This window comes from Pelagerythrobacter marinus (assembly GCF_034375205.1).
GTDB classification, from domain to species: Bacteria; Pseudomonadota; Alphaproteobacteria; order Sphingomonadales; family Sphingomonadaceae; genus Pelagerythrobacter; species Pelagerythrobacter marinus.
The window spans coordinates 897,730-916,083 of sequence record NZ_CP139719.1 but is presented as its reverse complement, the minus strand read 5'-3'; the positions used below and the strand labels follow the sequence as shown (position 1 = coordinate 916,083).

Below are 18,354 nucleotides of genomic sequence, written 5' to 3'. Positions count from 1 at the left end.
TGCTTATCCCTTCATCCGGTTGACGTCGTCGACCGCGATCGTGCCCCGGCCACGGAAATAGATGACCAGGATGGCAAGCCCGATCGCGGCCTCGCCCGCGGCGACGGTCAGCACGAACATGGCGAAGACCTGTCCCGTCATGTCGCCGAGGAAGGCGCTGAAGGCGACCAGGTTGATGTTCACCGCGAGCAGGATCAGCTCGATCGCCATCAGGATGACGATCACGTTCTTGCGGTTGAGGAAGATCCCCAGGACGCCCAGCACGAAGAGGACCGCGCTGACCACGATATAGTGTTCGATGCCGATCACAGCTCGACCCCCTTGCCGATTTCCGGCTTCTTCATTTCGGTCGCCTCGCCCGGGCGGCGACGCACCTGCTTGCCGATGTCCTGGTGGCCGCGCGCGCCCTCGGGCCGGCCGCGGTGGGTCAGCGCGATCGCCCCGACCATGGCGACGAGCAGGATGATGCCCGCGGCTTCGAACAGGAACAGGTACTTGCCGTAAAGCACGGTGCCCAGGTTCTCGAGATTGCTGCGGTCCATCAGCGGGGCCGCGCTGCCATCGGGAACGCCCAGTTCCAGTGCGCCGGCGCGGTATGCGCCGATGCCCAGGATCAGCTCGGCCAGCAGGACGAGCGCGATCGCGATGCCGAGCGGGAAGTTCTTCACGAACCCGGCGCGCAGTTCGGCGAAATCGATGTCCAGCATCATGACGACGAACAGGAACAGCACCGCGACCGCGCCGACATAGACGATCACCAGCAGCGCGGCGATGAATTCCGCACCGACGAGGATCATCAGGCCGGCGGCATTGAAGAACGCCAGGATCAGCCACAGGACCGAGTGCACCGGGTTGCGCGCCAGTATCGTGAACACGCCGCTGGCGAGCACGAGGAACGCGAACAGGTAGAAGGCGAGAGTCTGGATCATGGGTCGGCGCGGCCCCTATCGGTAGGGCGCATCGGCTTCAAGGTTCGCGGCAATCGCCCGCTCCCACTTGTCGCCGTTGGCCAGCAGTTTCGCCTTGTCGTAGAGCAGTTCCTCGCGCGTTTCGGTCGCGTATTCGAAGTTCGGCCCCTCGACGATCGCATCCACCGGGCAGGCTTCCTGGCAGAACCCGCAATAGATGCACTTGGTCATGTCGATATCGTAACGCGTCGTGCGGCGGCTGCCGTCTTCGCGCGGTTCGCTCTCGATCGTGATCGCCTGCGCCGGGCACACCGCCTCGCACAGCTTGCAGGCGATGCAGCGCTCTTCCCCGTTGGGATAGCGGCGCAGCGCGTGTTCGCCGCGGAACCGCGGGCTGATCGGGTTCTTCTCGAACGGGTAGTTGATCGTCGCCTTGGGCTTGAAGAAATACTTCAGCGTGAGGGCATGGGCCTTCACGAATTCCCACAGGGTGAACGACTTTATGAGATGGGCGACGCTCATGCGGCGACTCCGTAACGGGTAAGCATCAGCCAGCCGCTCACCAGCACGATGAACAGGAGGCTCAGCGGCAGGAAGACCTTCCAGCCCAGGCGCATCAGCTGGTCATAACGGAAGCGCGGAACGGTGGCCTTCACCCAGCTGAAGATGAAGAAGAACATGAAGATCTTGGCGAAGAGCCAGATCCAGCCCGGGATGTCGAACCACGGGATCAGGTCCACGTTCAGCGGGGGCAGCCAGCCGCCGAAGAACAGGATCGCGTTGAGCGCGCACATCAGCAGGACATTGGCATATTCGCCCAGCCAGAAGAGCGCGAAGCTCATGCTCGAATACTCGGTCTGGTAACCGGCCACGAGCTCGCTCTCCGCCTCGGTCAGGTCGAACGGCGCGCGCGCCGTCTCGGCCAGGGCGGAGATCAGGAACATGACCCAGATCGGGAACAGCAGCGGGTTGAAGAAGAACCCGTTGACGATCCCCAGCCCATGGCCGCGCTGCGCCTCGATGATGCCGTTCATGTTGCTCGTGCCCGCCCACAGGATCACGCAGACGAGGAGGAACCCGATGGAGACCTCGTAACTGATCATCTGCGCCGCAGCGCGCATGGCGGAAAAGAACGGGTATTTCGAGTTCGAGGCCCAGCCGGAAACGACCACGCCGTAAACCCCGAGCGAGCTGATCGCGAGCACGTAGAGCAGGCCGATGTTGATGTCGGCCAGCACCGCCTCGGGCCCGAAGGGAATGACCGCCCAGGCGAGCAGCGCGACGGTGAACGTCACGATCGGCGCGATCAGGAACAGGCCCTTGTTCGCAGCCGAGGGGATGATCGTTTCCTGCAGGAAGACCTTGAGCCCGTCGGCGAAGCTTTGCAGCAGGCCGAACGGGCCGACCACGTTGGGCCCGCGCCGCAGCGCGATCGCGGCCCAGACCTTGCGGTCGACGTAGATAATCATCGCAACGGCCAGCATCAGCGGCAGCGCGATCAGCAGGATGCCGGCGATCGTGGCGACGAACCACGCCCACTCGTAATTCATGCCGAGCGATTGGAAGAACGCGGTCATTCCGCTGCCTCCAGAATCTCTTCACCCCGGGCCAGCTCGGCCGAGCACCGCTGCATCACGGCGCTGGCACGGGCGATCGGGTTGGTCAGGTAGAAGTCCGCGACCGGATAGGAAATCGTGCCCCCCTTGCCCTTGCCGCCTTTCGCGGCCTTGGGCAGCGGGCCGAGATCGGCCAGGCCCTCGACACCCAGCGCGGGGACCTCCGCGATCATCGCGGATTGCAGTTCGGCGAAGCTGTCGAAGCCGACCTCCACCCCCAGGGCGTCGGCCAGCGCGCGCAGGATCGTCCAGTCCTCGCGCGCGTCACCCGGCGCGAAGACCGCCTTCTCGGCGAACTGCACGCGCCCTTCGGTGTTGACGTACGTGCCGTCCTTCTCGGCATAGCTCGCGCCCGGCAGGATGATGTCGGCCGCGTGCGCGCCCTTGTCGCCGTGATGGCCGATATAGACCTTGAGGCTCTTGTCGAATGCCGACCAGTCGACCTCGTCCGCGCCGAGCGCGAGGACCACCTTGGGTTCGGCCTTCGCCACCCCGGCCATACCGCCCTTCTGCGCGTAGCCGAGCATGAGCCCGCCCATGCGCGCGGCGGCGGTGTGGAGGACGTTGAAGCCGTTCCACCCTTCCCGGCTCCAGCCCTGGGCAAGCGCGAGAGCCGGCTCGAACGCGCCCGCGGCGAGGCCGCCGGCCCCGACGATCACGGCCGGGCGTTCGGCCTTGTCGAATACCTCGGCGACTTCCGCCGGAAGATTGCCGAGAACGCTCACGTCCTCGCCCAGGAACTCGGCCGGATAAGTCGTTTCCCACTGCGGGCCGACCACGAAGACTTTCGCCCCGCGCCTGGCCGCCTTGCGCAGCCGCACGTTGACCAGCGCTGCCTCGTGCCGGACCTGGCTGCCCACGATCAGGATCGCATCGGCCGTCTCGATCCCGGCGAAGGTGGAATTGAACGCCATCGCGGCCAGGTTGTCGGCCGGGTAGTCCATCCCCGTCTGCCGCCCTTCGAGCAGGCCCGACCCCATCGCGCCGAGCAGCTTCCTGGCCGCGAACATCGTCTCGCAATCGACCAGGTCGCCGGCGATCGCCGCGATGCTCTTGCCCGGCTTGGCGCGGGCAATGGCCTTGAACGCCTCTTCCCAGGTGGCCTGTTGCAGCTTGCCGCGCTTGCGGATCCAGACCTTGTCGAGCCGGCGGCGGGTCAGGCCGTCGACCATGTAACGGCCCTTGTCCGACAGCCATTCCTCGTTGACGTCGTCGTTGATGCGGGGCAGCGCGCGCATGACCTCGCGCCCGCGGCTGTCGAGCCGGATGTTCGCGCCCACCGCGTCGCTGACGTCGATGGAAAGCGTCTTCTTCAGCTCCCACGGCCGCGCTTCGAAGGCGTAGGGGCGGCTGGTCAGCGCGCCGACCGGGCACAGGTCGATCACGTTGGCCGAAAGCTCGTGCTGGGCCGCCTGCTCGAGGTAGGTCGTGATCTGCATGTCCTCGCCGCGATAGAGCGCGCCGATCTCGTCCACCCCGGCGACCTCTTCGGAGAAGCGCACACAGCGGGTGCAGTGGATGCAGCGGGTCATGATCGTCTTGATCAGTGGGCCCATGTACTTCTCGGTCACCGCGCGCTTGTTCTCGTGATAGCGCGAGCCGCCGCGGCCATAGGCGACCGCCTGGTCCTGCAGGTCGCACTCGCCGCCCTGGTCGCAGATCGGGCAATCGAGCGGGTGGTTGATGAGCAGGAACTCCATCACGCCTTCGCGCGCGGTCTTGACCATCTGGCTGTCGGTGCGGATTTCCTGCCCCTCGGTCGCCGGCAGGGCGCAGCTCGCCTGCGGCTTGGGCGGCCCGGGCTTCACTTCGACCAGGCACATCCGGCAATTGCCGGCGATGCTGAGCCGTTCGTGATAGCAGAAACGCGGAATCTCCTTCCCCGCCAGCTCGCACGCCTGCAACACGGTCGCGCCGTCGGGGACCTCGATTTCCTGACCGTCTACGGTGACTTTAGGCATTATTCCGCGGCCTCCGCGAATTTCGCGTTGTGTTCTTCGATCCTGCGTTCCAGCTCGGGGCGGAAGTGGCGGATCAGGCCCTGGATCGGCCAGGCCGCCGCGTCGCCCAGCGCGCAGATCGTGTGCCCTTCGACCTGCTTGGTCACCTGGTGCAGCATGTCGATTTCCTCGATCGCGGCATCGCCGGTGCGCAGGCGCTCCATCACGCGCCACATCCACCCGGTGCCCTCGCGGCAGGGGGTGCACTGGCCGCAGCTCTCGTGCTTGTAGAAATAGCTGATCCGGCTGATCGCGCGGACCACGTCGGTGGACTTGTCCATCACGATCACGCCCGCCGTGCCGAGGCCCGAGCCGAGCTCCTTCAGCCCGTCGAAATCCATCGGGGCGTCCATGATCTGCTCGGCCGGCACCAGCGGCACCGACGAGCCGCCGGGGATGACGGCTAGCAGGTTGTCCCACCCGCCGCGGATGCCGCCGCAATGCTTCTCGATCAGCTCGCGGAACGGGATGCTCATCGCTTCCTCGACCACGCAGGGTTTTTCGACATGGCCGGAAATCTGGAACAGCTTGGTGCCCGCGTTGTTCTCGCGCCCGAAGCCGGAGAACCAGCTCGCGCCGCGCCGCAGGATCGTGGGGACGACGGCAATCGATTCCACGTTGTTGACCGTGGTCGGGCAGCCATAGAGGCCGGCCCCGGCCGGGAACGGCGGCTTCAGGCGCGGCTGCCCCTTCTTGCCTTCGAGGCTCTCGATCATCGCGGTTTCTTCACCGCAGATATAGGCGCCGGCGCCGCGGTGCATGAACACGTCGAAATCGTATCCGCTGCCGCTGGCGTTCTTGCCGATCAGACCGGCGTCATAGGCCTCGTCGATTGCCGCCTGCAGCGTCTCCGCCTCGCGGATGAACTCGCCGCGGATGTAGATATAGGCCGCCCGCGCGCGCATCGCGAAACCGGCGCAGAGCGCGCCTTCGATCAGCTTGTGCGGATCGTGGCGGATGATCTCGCGGTCCTTGCACGATCCGGGTTCGGATTCGTCGGCGTTGATCACCAGGAAGCTGGGCCGGCCGTCCTTGCTTTCCTTGGGCATGAACGACCACTTGAGACCGGTCGGGAACCCCGCGCCGCCGCGGCCGCGCAGGCCCGAGGCCTTGATCTCCTCGATGATCGAATCCTGCCCGCGCGCGATCAGCGACTTGGTGTCGTCCCAGTCGCCGCGCGCCTGCGCCGCCTTCAGGCCCCAGTCCTGGAAGCCGTAAAGGTTGGTGAAAATGCGATCCTTGTCAGCGAGACTCACGCGAAACCTCCCTGCGAAACGAACCAGACCGCCGCGACGACGATCAGCGCGATCGCGCCGAACTTCACCAGGCCGACGAGAACCTTCCACGCGATAAACACCAGGATCAGCGCGACGATGATGGCGACGATATCCATTACCACTCGCCCCGGTAATCGTGGTTCGCCTCGACCATTTCCTTCAGCGTGGTCGGCCCGCCGAGCGGCTCGCTGGTATGGCGGCCGGGCTCCTGCGTGCCGGTCTTGGGCTGCTCGCCCCGGGCGAGCGCGTCGAGAATGGTATCGAGCCGCTCCGGCGTCAGATCCTCGTAATTGTCGTCGTTGATCTGGACCATCGGCGCGGTCGCGCAATTGCCCATGCATTCGACCTCGGTGAGGGTCCACAGGCCGTCTTCCGACACCGCGCCCTTCTTCATGCCGCGCTTCTTGCAGGTTTCGAACAGGCCGTCGGAGCCGCGCAGCATGCAGGGCGTCGTCCCGCAGACCTGCACGTGGTACTTACCGACCGGCTTCAGGTTGTACATGAAGTAGAAGGTCGCGACCTCGAGCACGCGGATCACCGGCATGTCGAGATAGCGCGCGACGTATTCGATCACCGGCAGCGGCAGCCAGCCCTGCGTATCGGTTTCCTCGCCCACCTGGCGCTGCGCAAGGTCGAGCAGCGGCATCACGGCGGAGCGCTGTCGCCCCTCGGGATAACGCGCAATCGCCTTGTCCGCCTTCGCCTTGTATTCCGGCGTGAATTCGAACGATCCCCAGCGCTCGCGCAGCTCGGGGGTGTCGGGTGCGGGGGTGCGGTCGGCCATTAGCGGTCACACTCCCCGAAGACGACGTCGATGGCGCCGAGGATGGCGGTGGCATCGGGCAGCATGTGGCCTTTCGACATGAAATCCATTGCCTGAAGATGGCTGAAGGCCGTCGGGCGGATCTTGCAGCGATAGGGTTTGTTCGACCCGTCGCTGACCAGGTACACGCCGAATTCGCCCTTGGGGCTCTCGGTCGCGACGTAGACTTCGCCCGCGGGCACGTGGAAGCCCTCGGTATAGAGCTTGAAGTGGTGGATCAGCGCTTCCATCGACTGCTTCATCTCGCCGCGCCGGGGCGGGGAGACCTTGCCGTCGGTGCTGGCGACCGGCCCTTCGGGCATCTCGGCCAGGCACTGCTTGATGATCTTCGCGCTTTCGTAGACTTCTTTCACCCGCACCATGAACCGGTCGTAGCAGTCCGAATTGGTGCCGACGGGAATCTCGAAATCCATCCGGTCGTAGACATCGTAGGGCTGCGACTTGCGCAGATCCCACGGGATACCGGCGGCCCGGATCAGCGGGCCGGAGAAACCCCAGCGCAGCGCGTCTTCCTTGCTGACCACCGCGATATCGACGTTGCGCTGCTTGAAGATGCGGTTGTCGAGCACGAGGCTCATCGCGTCGCCGAACAGTTCGGGCAGGCGCCCCTCGACCCAGTCGCCGATGTCGGTCAGCAGCTTCAGCGGCACGTCCTGGTGGACGCCGCCGGGGCGGAACCACGCGCTGTGCATCCGCGCGCCAGAGGCCCGCTCGAAGAAGTTCATGCAGTCTTCGCGCAGCTCGAACACCCACAGGTTGGGGGTCATCGCGCCCACGTCCATCACGTGCGCGCCGATGTTCAGCATGTGGTTCGAAATGCGCGTCAGCTCCGCGAACAGGACCCGCAGGTACTGGGCGCGCAGCGGCACCTCGAGGTTGAGGAGCTTCTCGATCGCGAGGACGTAGCTGTGTTCCTGACACAGCGGCGAGCAGTAATCGAGCCGGTCGAAATAAGGCAGAGCCTGGAGGTAGGTCTTGTGCTCGATCAGTTTCTCGGTGCCGCGGTGGAGCAGGCCGACATGCGGATCGATCCGTTCGATGATCTCGCCGTCGAGCTCCATCACCATGCGCAGCACGCCGTGCGCGGCAGGGTGCTGCGGCCCGAAGTTGATCGTGTAGTTGGAGATCACCTCGCCTTCGGTGGTCGGCGAGCTCTCGGCTACGAGGCCGCTCATTCGCCCTTCTCCTTCGGCTCTGTCGCGGACTTGGTCTCGCTCGTCCCGCCTTCGCGCGCCGGGCGATCGGCACGGTCTTCGGTCGGCTCCGGAGCGGTCTCGTCGATCGCGGTATCGTCTTCGGCCGGCGGACCGGCACTGACCTTGTCGGCGGCTTCCTCGTCGGCCTTCGCCCCGGCGCCGGTCTCGCCCGGCTTGTCGGTCGTCTTCGGCTCGGCGACCGGCGGGGTGGCGGCCTTTTCGTCACCGGGCAGGACGTAGTCCGCCCCTTCCCACGGGCTCATGAAATCGAACTGGCGCAAGTCCTGCGGCAGGTCGACCGGTTCGTAGACCACGCGCTTTTCCTCCTCGGAATAGCGCAGCTCGTGGTACCCGGTGAGCGGGAAATCCTTGCGGAACGGATGCCCTTCGAACCCGTAGTCGGTGAGGATGCGGCGCAAGTCGGTGTTGCCTTCGAACAGCACGCCGTAGAGGTCGAACACCTCGCGTTCGAGCCACCCGGCATTGGGCCACAGCGTCGTCACCGTCGGCACCGGCGTCTTTTCCGAGGCGGTGACTTTCACCATGACCCGGTGATTGCGCGTGACGCTGAGCAGCATGTAGACCACTTCGAACCGCTCGGCCCGCTGGGGATAGTCGACCCCGGCGATTTCCATCAGCTGCTGGTATTCATGCTCGTCGCGCAGCAGGCGCAGCGCGTCCTCGATCGAATCGCGCTTCACGGTCAGCAGGATCTCGCCATGCTCCTCGTGCGCATCGACGAGCATCGCGCCGAGCGCCGCGGACAGCGCGTCCTTCACGCCTTCGTTGGAGGCGAACCTGGGGGCGGAATGGAGAACGGTCATTGTCGGGCAATCACCTTTCGATCGTCCCTTCGCGCCGGATCTTCCGCTGCAGCTGCATCACGCCGTACAGCAGCGCCTCCGCAGTCGGCGGGCACCCGGGGACATAGATATCGACCGGCACGATCCGGTCGCAGCCACGCACGACGGAATAGCTGTAGTGGTAGTAACCGCCGCCATTGGCGCAGCTGCCCATCGAGATGACGTATTTCGGGTCCGACATCTGGTCGTAGACCTTGCGCAGCGCCGGGGCCATCTTGTTGCACAGCGTGCCGGCGACGATCATCACGTCGCTCTGCCGCGGGCTGGCGCGCGGGGCGACGCCGAAACGCTCCATATCGTAACGCGGCATGTTGACGTGGATCATCTCGACCGCGCAGCAGGCGAGACCGAAGGTCATCCACCAGAGCGAGCCGGTGCGCGCCCACTGGAACAGCTCCTCGGTGCTGGTGACGAGGAAGCCCTTGTCGTTCACCTCGGTCTGCAGCGCGCGGAAATAGTCCGCGTCGGGCTGGCGTACCTCGCCGGGGCGGGCTGCGGGTGTGACTTGGTTCATAACTTATTCCCAATCCAGCGCGCCGGACTTCCATTCGTAGACGAAGCCGACGGTCAGGATGCCGAGGAAGATCATCATCCCGATCCACGCGGACCAGCCGAGATCGAACACCGTGACGGCCCAGGGAAACAGGAAGGCCGCCTCGAGGTCGAAGATGATGAACAGGATCGCGACGAGGTAGAATCGCACGTCGAACTGGCTGCGCGGATCCTCGAACGCGGGAAAGCCGCACTCGTACTCGCTCAGCTTCTCCGCATCGGGGTTGTGCACCCCGGTCAGGCGCGCGACGCCCATCGGCAGGAACACGAACAGGGCCGAGAGTCCCAGCGCGATGATCAGGAAGATCAGGATCGGAAGATATTGGCTCAGGTCGACCACGATTGTTCCTTGAGCGGTTTTCCCAGGGGCGATTCCCGCGAGGCGGATATTTCGCGCCCGCCTCTAGGCCCGTCGCGCGAGTGGCGCAAGGGCGCGGAAATGCGAACCTTTCGCAATAAAATGGGCCCGGCGCGGGCCGCCCGCCGGGGCGCCTATTTCATCAGGCCGCGAACCGCCTTTTCGGTCGCCGCGCCATAGGGCGGCTTGAACCCGCCGAGCTTGGCCACGTCGATCTTCGGCTGGGTATAGACGGCGCGCGCATGGCTGAACTCGCGGAAGCCCTCGACCCCGTGGTAGGCGCCGATCCCGCTGGGCCCCACGCCCCCGAACGGCAGGTCTTCCATCGAGACATGGAAGATCACGTCGTTCACCGTCACTCCGCCCGAAATCGTGCGCGTCAGCACCTCTTCGCGCTCGCCGGGGTCGCCCCCGAAGTAGTAGAGGCCGAGCGGCCGGTCGCGATCGTTGACGTAATCGATCGCCTCGCCGATCTCGCGGTATGTCCTGACCGGCAGGACAGGGCCGAAAATCTCCTCCTGCATCGCCTGCATCTCGTCGGTCACGTTGCGCAGGATCGTCAGCGGCATCTTGCGGGCATTGGTGTTCGAAAAATCTTCCTTGCCGGGATTGACCTCGATCACCTCGGCGCCCTTGTCCCGGGCATCCTCGACCATGGCCTTGAGCCGGTCGAAATGGCGATCCGTCACGACCGAGGCATAGTCGTCGTTCTCCAGCAGGGTCGGGTACATCCGGTGGACGCCCAGCTCGACCGCGGCGATCGCCGCATCCTCCTGGTCGTGCGGGACGTACATGTAATCGGGCGCGAGGCAGATCTGGCCCGCGTTCATCATCTTGCCCATCGCGATTCGTTCGCCCGCGCGCTCCAGATCGGCCCCGCGCCCGAGAAAGACCGGCGACTTGCCGCCCAGTTCCAGCGTGACCGGGCACAGGTTCCGCGCGGCGGCCTCCATCACCTTGCGTCCGGTGGCGGTCGAGCCGGTGAAGACGAGGTGATCGAAAGGCAGCGAGGAGAATTCCTGCGCCACCTCCGGCCCGCCGGTCACGAAGGCGACCTCGCGCTCGTCGAAATATTTCGCGCAGAGCTCCGCCGAAAGCGCGGACGTGCGCTCGGTGAACTCGCTCGGCTTGATCATCGCCCGGTTGCCCGCGGCCAGCACCTGCATCAACGGGCCGAAGCTCAGGTTGACCGGGAAGTTCCATGGGCTGAGGATGCCGACGACGCCCTTGGGCTCGTATCGCAGTTCCGCCTTCGCGCCGAGCAGGCCGAGCGGGAACTGCACGTGCCGTTTCTCGCTCCGCGCCCACTTTTCGAGGTGCTTCAGGCAGTACTTGCCGAAGGCGACGGTGCCGGCGATGTCGGTGATCATCGACTGGTGCGGGCTGCGATTGCCGAAATCGGCGCTCATCGCCTGGCACAGGGCATCCGCGTTCTCCTTGAGGAGCGCGATGGCCCGCCCGATCCGGTCGCGCCGCAGGTCGAGGCCTTCGGGCCTCGCCAGGGTAAAGGCCTCGCGCTGCTTCTGCAGAAGCTCGCGCAGCGCGGTCTTGTCCTGCTGGCTCATCGATATCTCTCCCAATCGTCTCGGCCCAGTCATCCGGCCCATTCGTTTCGCTTTGCCACCGAATGTCCACCACCCGGCCCCGCTTGGCAAGCGCTGCCGGGCATTTGCCTTTGCCGCAGTGCAACATTAGGTAGCACGCCGATAAGGACTTCCAGCGAAAGGCATTGTTTCCATGGCCCAGTTTTCCGCCAACGATCCCGTCGTCATCCTTTCCTACGCCCGCACGCCGATGGGCGGAATGCAGGGGGCGCTGGCACCGGTCAGCGCGACCGAGCTCGGCGCAACCGCGGTCAAGGCCTCGGTCGAGCGGGCCGGCGTGGCCGGCGACGATATCGATCGCATCTACATGGGTTGCGTCCTGCCCGCGGGCCTGGGCCAGGCCCCGGCGCGCCAGGCGGCGATCAAGGCGGGCCTGCCCAAGTCGGTCCAGGCGACCACGGTCAACAAGGTCTGCGGCAGCGGAATGCAGACCGTGATCATGAGCGCCGAAGCGCTCGCCGCCGGGACGATCGACGTGGTCGTCGCGGGCGGGATGGAAAGCATGACCAACGCCCCCTACCTGCTGAAGAAGCACCGGTCGGGCGCGCGGATCGGCCACGACACGGCTTACGACCACATGTTCCTCGACGGGCTGGAAGATGCCTACGAGGAAGGCCGGGCGATGGGCACTTTCGCCCAGTCCACCGCGAACGATTACCAGATGTCGCGCGAGGAGATGGACGATTACGCCATCGAATCGCTGCGCCGGGCCAATGCCGCAATCGACAGCGGTGCCTTCGCCGACGAGATCGTTCCGGTTTCCTTCACCACCCGCGCGGGCGAAACGGTGGTCGATACCGACGAGCAGCCCGGCCGCGGCAAGCCGGACAAGATCCCGACCCTGAAGCCCGCCTTCGCGAAAGACGGCACGATCACGGCCGCCACCTCCAGCTCGATCTCCGACGGTGCGGCCGCGGTGGTCCTCGCGCGCGAGAGCGTGGCCGCGGCGAAGGGGTTGGAGCCGGTCGCCCGGATCGTGGCCATGGCCGCCCATGCCCAGGAACCGGCGCAGTTCACGGTGGCACCGATCGGCGCGATCCAGAAGGTGCTCGACAAGGCCGGCTGGTCGGTTGACGAGGTGGACCTGTGGGAAGTGAACGAGGCCTTCGCCTGCGTCGCGATGTTCGCCATGCGCGACATCGGGATCCCGCACGACAGGATCAACATCAACGGCGGGGGAACCGCGCTGGGCCATCCGATCGGCGCCAGCGGGACGCGGATCCTGGTAACCCTGCTGAACGCGCTCAAGCGCCAGGGCAAGAAGCGCGGCGTGGCCTCGCTCTGCATCGGGGGCGGTGAAGCCACCGCCGTCGCGGTCGAACTGGCCTGAGCCACCGGGGGACAAGCGCGCCGGTGCCGTTTGCCGCCGCGGTTCGAGCGGAGTATCATCGCCCGACCTCCACGAGATAAGGAGTTCTGGGAGATGAGAAATATCGTTCTGACCGCGGCCGTCGCGGCACTGTGCGCCTGTTCCGGACAAGGGGACGAAACGCCCGCCGACGCGCCTGCTGCCGATACCGCCGCGGCCCCTGCCGCCGGCAGCGGCACTGCCGCCCTCGCCAGCGACGATGCGGCCGGGGATTACGAGGTGACCTGGGCCGACGGCACGGTGACCACCACCACGATCAATGCCGACGGCACTTACGTCGACACGATGGACGGGGAAGAGACGGCGCGCGGCAGCTGGGTGGTCAGGGACGACCGGAACTGCCTGACGCCCGAAGGCGGGGCCGAGCTGTGCTGGACCGACAGCCCGCCGGCGGAAGACGGCAGCTGGACCGCCACCGCCGAAGACGGGACGACGGTGACCGTGGCCCGCAAGACGGCCGACGACGGGGCCTGAACGGGCCGGCGCAGGCCGCCGGCCGCCCGACTGCCAAGCCGCTCATCGCATGGGAACATCGCATGGAAGCAGGGGCGGCCGCGTACCGCCCCTCGTTTCCGGCCATCGTTCCAGCCCGTGGTTTCTGGCCTTCGTTTCTGGCCTTCGTCTCTGGCGCCCGGGCCGGCGGCCAGTGTCAGGGTTCGCCCGCGCCCCAGAGCCGTTCGGCCCTGATCCAGCCGGCCCGCCCGGCGACATCGAAGCGGCACCACCCGGCCTCGCATTCGCCGAGCTTGCCGACCACGCCGGGCTCGGCATTCCATTTCAGCTGCGCGTTGTCGGCCGGCGCCTCGCGCAGCGCGGCGAGGCCTTCGCCGACGACGATCGCCCCCCGCCTCGCGCTGAGCAGGCGGGCGACGACCCACCCCTGGGCACCGTCGGGATCGCGGATCAGCCGCCAGCCGTCGATCACGCGGACGACTTTCACCGGCAGCCCTTCGCGGCGATAGACCCACTCGATCCTGTAATTGACGCTCGGGCCGACGCGCATGTTCAGCTCGCTCGTATCGATCGTCGCCCAGTAGGGCACCTCCCGCTCCTGCCCGAAGGCGGGTGAAGCTCCGGCGATAAATGCCGCGAAAAGAACGATAAACAGCCTGTGCATGCGCGACGTCCATAAATCGTGACGGGGGCGGTCATCAAGGGACCTTGAACGCCGCTTGACCGCGAGGGCCCCGGCGTCCTAGCGCGAAGGCATGGAAAAGGCGGGATCGGACTCGAACCGGCGCGTCGCGGGCAAGCCGCGCGTGATCGTGACACGACATCTCCTTCCCTCGGTCGAAGCCCGGATGGAGGAGCTGTTCGACGTCCGGCTCAACCGCGGAGACACGCCGATGTCCCGCGACGACCTGGCCGCCGCCATGCACGAATGCGACGTGCTGGTCCCCACCGTCACGGACCGGATCGACGCGGAACTGATCGCGGGGGCCGGCGACCGGCTGGGCCTGATCGCCAGCTTCGGTGCCGGCACCGATCATATCGACCTGGCCGCCGCGGCCGCGCGCAGGATCATGGTCACCAATACCCCAGGCGTCTTCACCGACGACACCGCGGATCTCACCATGGCGCTGATCATCGGCGTGCCGCGCCGGCTGCGCGAAGGCACGGCCCTGATCCGGCGCGAGCGCTGGACCGGCTGGGCCCCCTCGGCCATGCTGGGCCGCAAGCTTGGCGGCAAGGTCCTGGGCATCGTGGGCATGGGGCGGATCGGACAGGCCGTGGCCTCGCGGGCCCGCGCCTTCGGTCTCGAAATCCGCTATCACAACCGCCACCGCCTGCCCGAGGCGGTCGAAACGATGTTCGGCGCCCGCTTCGAGGAAGATCTTGACCGCCTCCTGGCCGAAGCGGACATCGTCTCCCTGCACTGCCCGGCAACCCCGCAGACGCAGGGGCTGGTCGATGCCCGCCGCATCGCGCTGATGAAACCGGGCGCGGCCCTGATCAATACGGCGCGCGCCTCGCTGGTCGATTACGAGGCCATGATCGACGCCCTGGAAAGCGGCCACCTCGGCGGGGCCGGCCTCGACGTCTTCCCGCACGAACCGGAAGTCGATGCCCGGCTGGTCGCCCTGCCCAACGTTATCGCCCAGCCGCATATCGGCAGCGCGACAGTGGAGGGGCGGGAGGCTTCGGGCGAGAAAGTCATCGCCAATATCCGCTTCTGGGCCGACGGGCACCGACCGCCCGACCAGGTCCTCGAAGCATTGGTATGACGCCGGGAGGGTATCGATGCGCGCAGGCATGACCGCCAAGGCCCTGGCCCTCCTCGTCGTCGCCCTCGCGGCCGCGCCGGCAAGCGCGCAGGAACTGGTGCAGCTCGCCGCGAACGACGGGGGCGACACGGCCTGGATCCTGGCCGCGGCAGCGATCGCCCTGCTCGCCGCATTGCCCGGCCTTGCACTCTATTACGCCGGCCGCACGCCGCCCCATGCCGCCGCTTCGATCGCGCTCCAGGTCGGCGCGATCGCGGCCGTGGTATCGCTCGCCTGGGTCACGATCGGCTACACGCTCGCCTTCGGCCCGGTGACGCTGGGCTGGCTGGGCAACCACGCGCACTGGATGCTGGCCAACCTGGGCAACGTGCGGCCGGGCACGCTGCTGCCGGAAAGCGCCTTCGTCCTGTTCCAGATGCTTTTCCCGGTCATCGCGGCCTGCCTGATGGCTGGCAGCTGGGCCGGACGCGCACGGCTGGGATGGGTGATCGCCTTTGCCGGCCTCTGGTCGCTGCTGGTCCAAGCGCCGGTGACGCACTGGCTCTGGGGTGGCGGCTGGATCGCCAGTACGCTGGGAACGCTCGATTTCGCCGGCGGCCTGACGATGCACGTGACCGCGGGCGTCTCCGCGCTGGTCGTGGCGCTCCTGCTCGGCCGGCGCGCCGGCCTGCAGGCGGGGGACGCGTTCGACGCGCGCCCCGAACTCGTCGCCGCCGGGGCCGGCACGATGTGGATCGCGTGGCTCGTCCTCAACGGAGGGAGCGCGCTGGCCGCAACCGACGATGCGTCGAGCGCGATGCTCAACGCGCACCTCGCCGCCTGCGTCGGCGCGCTCGCCTGGCTGGGGCAGGAACGGCTGGCGACCGGCCGCACGACCGTTTCGGGATGGGCGAAGGGCGTGCTTGCCGGCCTGGCGGCCGCTACGCCGGCTTCGGGTTTCGTATCGCCGGGCGCAGCGATCGTCCTGGGCGCCCTTGCCGCCGTCGCGGGCCGCGGTGTCGCGATCCTCGTGCGCGACCGGCTGGCGATCGACGATACGCTGGGCGTATTCGCCGTCCACGGCGCAGGGGCCGCGATCGGCTCGGTACTGCTGTGCCTGTTCCTTTCCGAATCGCTGGGGGGCGTCGGTTATGCCGAGGGCATGACCATGGGCTCGCAACTGCTCGCCCAGGTCCTGGGAACCGCGGTTGTCGCGGGCTGGAGCGCGGTGGCGACCGCGATCGCGGCGCTCATGGTCAGCCTGGTCGTGCCCATGCGGGTGAGCGAGGAGGAAGAGCGGGCGGGGCTCGATGCGTCGCGCCATCGCGACCCCGCCGCCTGATCGCTCGCCCGCCGATCAATCCCCGGTCAGGATGCGATCGACCAGCTGCTTCACCGTCGGGGTGAAGTTGTTCGAATAGAACGGGTCCTGCTTGAAGCGGTAGGCCGCGTGCCCGGCGAAGGCGAGATTCTGCTGCACGTCGCCGCCGTGCGCGATATCCTGCAGCGTCTTCTGGATGCAGAAACTGCGCGGATCGGCCAGGCGCCCGGTGGTATAGTCGTCGTGGTCCTTCCACGACGAGAACCCGCAGTGCGACAGGCAGCCCATGCAGTCGGCCTGATCCTTGCGGATCTCGGCACGGCTTTCGGGCGTCACGAAGACGACCGTGTCGTCGGGGGTCTTCAACGCCTCGGTATAGCCTTCCGCCGCCCAGCCGCGGGCCCGGTCGCGATCCTTGGGCGTCACCCAGAAGTTCTTGCCCTTCACCCCGACATCGAGCTGGACCGTGTGTTCGCCGGCCTCGACCTTCGAATAGGGGACCTGCCGTTCGCTGCGGTGGATGAGATCCCACAGGAACGGGTTCTTGACCGCGGAGGAATAGAAGCCGGTGGGCGAGAACTTGTGCAGCAGCACGTCGCCCGGCTCCAGCGTGCGCAGCATGTCCTTCCACTGCTGCGGGATCGGGCTTTCTTCCGTCAGCAGCGGACGGGTGCCGAACTGGAAGGCGATCTTGCCCAGTTCGGGGTTGTCGATCCAGTTCTCCCACTCGCGCAGGAACCAGACGCCGCCGGCCATGACGATCGGCACGTCTTCCGACACGCCTTCCTTGCGCATCGTCTCGCGCAGCGCCTTGACGCGGGGATAGGGATCTTCGGGCCGGGTCGGGTCTTCGGCGTTGGAAAGGCCGTTGTGCCCGCCAGCGAGCCAGGGGTCTTCGTAGACCACGGCGGCCATCAGCTCGCTCACCTTGTGATAGCTGCGCTTCCACAGCGCGCGAAAGGCCCGGGCGGAACTGATGATCGGCAGGTAACTGACGTTGAAACGCGCCGCGATCTCGGCCAGCTTGTAGGGCATGCCCGCCCCGCAGGTGACGCCGGTGACGAGGCCGCGGGTCCGCTCCAGCACGCCTTCCAGCACCTGTTGCGCGCCGCCCATTTCCCACAGGACGTTGATGTTGATCGCGCCCTTGCCGCCGGCGACGTCGTAGGCGCGGCGCACCTGTTCCGTCGCGCCGTCGATGGCGTAGCGGATCAGCTGCTCGTGGCGCTCCTTGCGCGTAAGCTGGTCATAGACCTGCGGCACGATCTTGCCTTCGGCATCGTAGCTGTCGGCGTTGACCGCGCTGACGGTGCCGATGCCGCCGGCCGCAGCCCAGGCCCCCGAACTCATGTGATTGGTCGCCGAAACGCCCTTGCCGCCTTCGATCAGCGGCCAGACCTCGCGTCCGCCGTAAACTATCGGGCTGAGCCCCTTGAATGCCATTGAACCTGTTATCCTCGTAGCGGCCTACCGGACCGCGTTTCCATTACCCTGCCCCGCCGATCCGCGGCACGGCTTGATCTCTTCCGGTTCGGGCCTCTTAGCGGCCCGCTTGAACTGTGCATAGTACCCGGCCAGCTCCGGCGCGTCGTGAAACGTGTCGAGCTCGAACCCTACGGCCTTGAATTCGCAGGCAAGCAGCAGGGGCTCTATCCCGTGCTGGTCGGCCGGACGGTTGACGTCGACCACGATCACCCGCCCGCCTTCGCGCAGCGCCGGCCACAACCGCCACAGGAAGGCGTAGGGTTCGCGCACCTCGTGATACATGTGCACCATGAAGACGCGATCGAAGCTCGCCGGCGGCAGCTTGGGATCGTCCCCCGCCCCCAGCTTGATCGACACATTGTCGAGCCGCTGCCGCTCGACCCGCAGCGCAAGCCGGTCGAGCGCCTCGCGGTCGATATCCTGGGCGAGGACGCGCCCGTCCTCCCCGACGCGGCCCGCCAGGCGCACCGTGTAATAGCCTTCGCCCGCGCCGATGTCGGCCACGCTCATCCCCGGCGAGATCTCCGCCAGGTCCATGACCTTGCGCGCTTCGCCGACGCTGTCGCGCGCCGTCTCGGTGGAAAACTGGTTGCCGCCCAGTTCGGACACCGGCCGGTCGGGCGTGGGGAACGGCTGCGCCGTTTCCGGCCGGTCGGAATCGACCGGCTCGCAGCCTGCCAGGGCCAGCAGCGTGGCGCCGCACAGAAGAGGCAGGAGCTTCCGCATGATCCCGGGACCTAGCGCGCCGCGGCGCAGGTGGCAAAAACCTTCGGCATGG

General features: G+C 66.8%; 20 protein-coding genes. 4 read left to right on the top strand and 16 right to left on the bottom strand.

The window, feature by feature from the left end; translation table 11 throughout:
• Positions 1–3 precede the first annotated feature (3 nt).
• The 13 genes from nuoK to T8T98_RS04255 form a co-directional block, all read right to left on the bottom strand.
• Positions 4–309, bottom strand: coding sequence for an NADH-quinone oxidoreductase subunit NuoK (nuoK, locus tag T8T98_RS04315; protein ID WP_160732314.1), 306 nt, complete (start codon positions 307–309; stop codon positions 4–6).
• Complete coding sequence (locus tag T8T98_RS04310) at positions 306–929, bottom strand: NADH-quinone oxidoreductase subunit J (protein WP_160732313.1); 624 nt, start codon at positions 927–929, stop codon at positions 306–308. Before T8T98_RS04310 ends, nuoK begins: the two co-directional genes overlap by 4 nt.
• 15 nt (positions 930–944) lie before the next feature.
• Positions 945–1,430, bottom strand: coding sequence for an NADH-quinone oxidoreductase subunit NuoI (gene nuoI, locus T8T98_RS04305; RefSeq protein WP_160732312.1), 486 nt, complete (start codon positions 1,428–1,430; stop codon positions 945–947).
• Entirely contained in the window at positions 1,427–2,485 is a 1,059-nt protein-coding gene (gene nuoH / locus T8T98_RS04300; protein WP_251103953.1) for an NADH-quinone oxidoreductase subunit NuoH, read from the bottom strand. Before nuoH ends, nuoI begins: the two co-directional genes overlap by 4 nt.
• The gene (nuoG, locus tag T8T98_RS04295) at positions 2,482–4,485 is read right to left on the bottom strand and encodes an NADH-quinone oxidoreductase subunit NuoG (RefSeq protein ID WP_251103954.1); all 2,004 of its coding nucleotides are present in this window, start codon (positions 4,483–4,485) and stop codon (positions 2,482–2,484) included. The genes nuoH and nuoG overlap by 4 nt, the downstream gene beginning before the upstream one ends.
• Positions 4,485–5,780 (bottom strand): NADH-quinone oxidoreductase subunit NuoF, encoded by a 1,296-nt coding sequence (nuoF, locus tag T8T98_RS04290; protein ID WP_160732309.1) that lies wholly within the window; start codon positions 5,778–5,780, stop codon positions 4,485–4,487. Before nuoF ends, nuoG begins: the two co-directional genes overlap by 1 nt.
• Positions 5,777–5,917, bottom strand: a complete 141-nt coding sequence (locus tag T8T98_RS04285) for a hypothetical protein (RefSeq protein WP_202388881.1) — start codon at positions 5,915–5,917, stop codon at positions 5,777–5,779. The genes nuoF and T8T98_RS04285 overlap by 4 nt, the downstream gene beginning before the upstream one ends.
• Positions 5,917–6,585 carry an NADH-quinone oxidoreductase subunit NuoE gene (gene nuoE / locus T8T98_RS04280; protein WP_251103955.1) on the bottom strand — a complete coding sequence of 223 codons (669 nt, stop codon included), beginning with the start codon at positions 6,583–6,585 and terminating at the stop codon, positions 5,917–5,919. Before nuoE ends, T8T98_RS04285 begins: the two co-directional genes overlap by 1 nt.
• Complete coding sequence (locus tag T8T98_RS04275) at positions 6,585–7,799, bottom strand: NADH-quinone oxidoreductase subunit D (protein WP_160732307.1); 1,215 nt, start codon at positions 7,797–7,799, stop codon at positions 6,585–6,587. Before T8T98_RS04275 ends, nuoE begins: the two co-directional genes overlap by 1 nt.
• Positions 7,796–8,644 (bottom strand): NADH-quinone oxidoreductase subunit C, encoded by an 849-nt coding sequence (locus T8T98_RS04270; RefSeq protein WP_251103956.1) that lies wholly within the window; start codon positions 8,642–8,644, stop codon positions 7,796–7,798. The genes T8T98_RS04275 and T8T98_RS04270 overlap by 4 nt, the downstream gene beginning before the upstream one ends.
• Positions 8,645–8,654: 10 nt before the next feature.
• Positions 8,655–9,197 carry a NuoB/complex I 20 kDa subunit family protein gene (locus T8T98_RS04265; RefSeq protein WP_160732305.1) on the bottom strand — a complete coding sequence of 181 codons (543 nt, stop codon included), beginning with the start codon at positions 9,195–9,197 and terminating at the stop codon, positions 8,655–8,657.
• A gap of 3 nt (positions 9,198–9,200) precedes the next feature.
• Positions 9,201–9,575: an NADH-quinone oxidoreductase subunit A gene (locus T8T98_RS04260; RefSeq protein WP_251103957.1), complete on the bottom strand. Its 375-nt coding sequence runs from the start codon at positions 9,573–9,575 to the stop codon at positions 9,201–9,203.
• A 152-nt stretch (positions 9,576–9,727) separates the two neighbouring features.
• Positions 9,728–11,158: a coniferyl aldehyde dehydrogenase gene (locus tag T8T98_RS04255; RefSeq protein WP_251103958.1), complete on the bottom strand. Its 1,431-nt coding sequence runs from the start codon at positions 11,156–11,158 to the stop codon at positions 9,728–9,730.
• 172 nt (positions 11,159–11,330) lie between these two features.
• Here T8T98_RS04255 and T8T98_RS04250 point away from each other — a divergent pair, with 172 nt between their 5' ends.
• Positions 11,331–12,527, top strand: coding sequence for a thiolase family protein (locus T8T98_RS04250; protein WP_251103959.1), 1,197 nt, complete (start codon positions 11,331–11,333; stop codon positions 12,525–12,527).
• Between the two features lie 93 nt (positions 12,528–12,620).
• Positions 12,621–13,040, top strand: coding sequence for a hypothetical protein (locus T8T98_RS04245; protein ID WP_251103960.1), 420 nt, complete (start codon positions 12,621–12,623; stop codon positions 13,038–13,040).
• A gap of 175 nt (positions 13,041–13,215) precedes the next feature.
• Here the strand turns inward: T8T98_RS04245 and T8T98_RS04240 are convergent, their stop codons facing one another.
• On the bottom strand, positions 13,216–13,683 hold the full coding sequence (locus T8T98_RS04240) for an SH3 domain-containing protein (protein ID WP_251103961.1): 468 nt from the start codon (positions 13,681–13,683) through the stop codon (positions 13,216–13,218).
• 91 nt (positions 13,684–13,774) lie between these two features.
• Between T8T98_RS04240 and T8T98_RS04235 the strand changes: the two genes are divergently transcribed.
• On the top strand, positions 13,775–14,791 hold the full coding sequence (locus tag T8T98_RS04235) for a 2-hydroxyacid dehydrogenase (protein ID WP_251103962.1): 1,017 nt from the start codon (positions 13,775–13,777) through the stop codon (positions 14,789–14,791).
• A gap of 28 nt (positions 14,792–14,819) precedes the next feature.
• On the top strand, positions 14,820–16,112 hold the full coding sequence (locus tag T8T98_RS04230; protein WP_251103963.1) for an ammonium transporter: 1,293 nt from the start codon (positions 14,820–14,822) through the stop codon (positions 16,110–16,112).
• A 15-nt stretch (positions 16,113–16,127) separates the two neighbouring features.
• Here T8T98_RS04230 and T8T98_RS04225 read toward each other — a convergent pair whose 3' ends face one another.
• Both T8T98_RS04225 and T8T98_RS04220 read right to left on the bottom strand, forming a co-directional pair.
• A complete protein-coding gene (locus T8T98_RS04225; protein ID WP_160732297.1) occupies positions 16,128–17,534 on the bottom strand; it encodes an NAD(P)H-dependent flavin oxidoreductase in 1,407 nt (468 codons plus the stop codon).
• 24 nt (positions 17,535–17,558) lie between these two features.
• Positions 17,559–18,302, bottom strand: a complete 744-nt coding sequence (locus T8T98_RS04220; protein ID WP_251103964.1) for a class I SAM-dependent methyltransferase — start codon at positions 18,300–18,302, stop codon at positions 17,559–17,561.
• Between the last annotated feature and the right edge of the window lie 52 nt (positions 18,303–18,354).